We start from the raw sequence: 1,182 nt of genomic DNA on the forward strand, positions 1-1,182 counted from the left end.
AATGGAGGCGAAGCGCCTCAAGGAGCCATGTCCGGTGTTTCACGCGATAGTGTCCATTAAAAAATGATGGACACTATTTTCCCGGAACCGGAGCCCGCTGCACAGACGGTTTAAATGTGACGCTTACCCACGAATGCTCCCTGAAAATAAGTTGAAAGGAGTACTCATTGGACAGATAAGACTGACCATCAGCGCCAATCCAAAAAGCAGATCGGCTTGCTAACTATCTGGCCGTCATATTGCTCATTCCGTTACCCGCCCGCCTGTTGATGCCGGAAGTGGGATCAGTATCTCCCAGAATGGATCTTCACCATTTGCATGTGTAAGACTTTCACCTGACCAGTACAGATGCGCCCGACGATATATATCCAGAAGCGGACCATCACTGTTAAGCAGTCTCATATCACCACGGTGAACAGGGTTCTGGTTCCTTACTTCATATATCGGTGCTGTCCGTATTCCATCATCACCACGCTCGTTGGCCAGCAATTCTCTGAATTGTTTAACCTCACTGATTTCCTGACAGGCAAACAGCGACTGATATCGGGACGGTTTATCAGGAAAGTCGCTACGCCGTACAAGTTCAAGGATGAGACCAATCAGTAAGGCGTTGTCCCTTTGATGGTCTTCATCGAAAAGCGCAGGATTATAGAGATAGTTATGGCCGTGCTTCGACAACCCATCGGGATGTATTTGATTAAGAAATTCAGCCAACTCTGGCTGTTTGGGGGTGTGGTGACGCAGCGTTATCTCATGAAATGGAAACAGACTATTTGCGGAATCGAGCGTGTAATATTTTTCCAACGGAAGGTACATCCTTTTCAAATCAGCTAAATAACGTGCTCTTATGCCACCATCCAGTAAACCGCATTAATAGCCGCCGAACATCCCAAAACCGCATCCTGGCAGTGAAAGAACGACCAGCCCGGTGCTCGAACACCGGACTGGTCATCAACCCACAGGTATGCACTGTGAGCCGACCAGGGTTCAGTCAGTCTCGCGAGACCAGACTAAATAACTGATCCTAATACCGCTACACTTTAGCCAGCCCATGTTTTCCCCCGGGGAATGGGCTGACGGTATTCATAAAGTGATGGACCTTTTTCAACAGTTGCCACATTGAACTGCACTGGTGATTTCGGGTTATTGTCTCATGAAGCGCCTGCCACAACCGTTCGACAT

The 1,182-nt window shown here is 48.4% G+C and carries 1 protein-coding gene and 1 pseudogene; both read right to left on the reverse strand.

What is annotated here, in order from left to right; all coding sequences use genetic code 11:
• Positions 1-243: 243 nt before the first annotated feature.
• On the reverse strand, positions 244-804 hold the full coding sequence (locus F7Q90_RS25680; RefSeq protein ID WP_085980085.1) for a DUF2441 domain-containing protein: 561 nt from the start codon (positions 802-804) through the stop codon (positions 244-246).
• A 229-nt stretch (positions 805-1,033) separates the two neighbouring features.
• Positions 1,034-1,182 (reverse strand): annotated as a pseudogene (locus F7Q90_RS25685) (IS630 family transposase); the annotation flags it as partial.

It is taken from the genome of Pantoea stewartii subsp. stewartii (assembly GCF_008801695.1).
GTDB classification, from domain to species: Bacteria; Pseudomonadota; Gammaproteobacteria; order Enterobacterales; family Enterobacteriaceae; genus Pantoea; species Pantoea stewartii.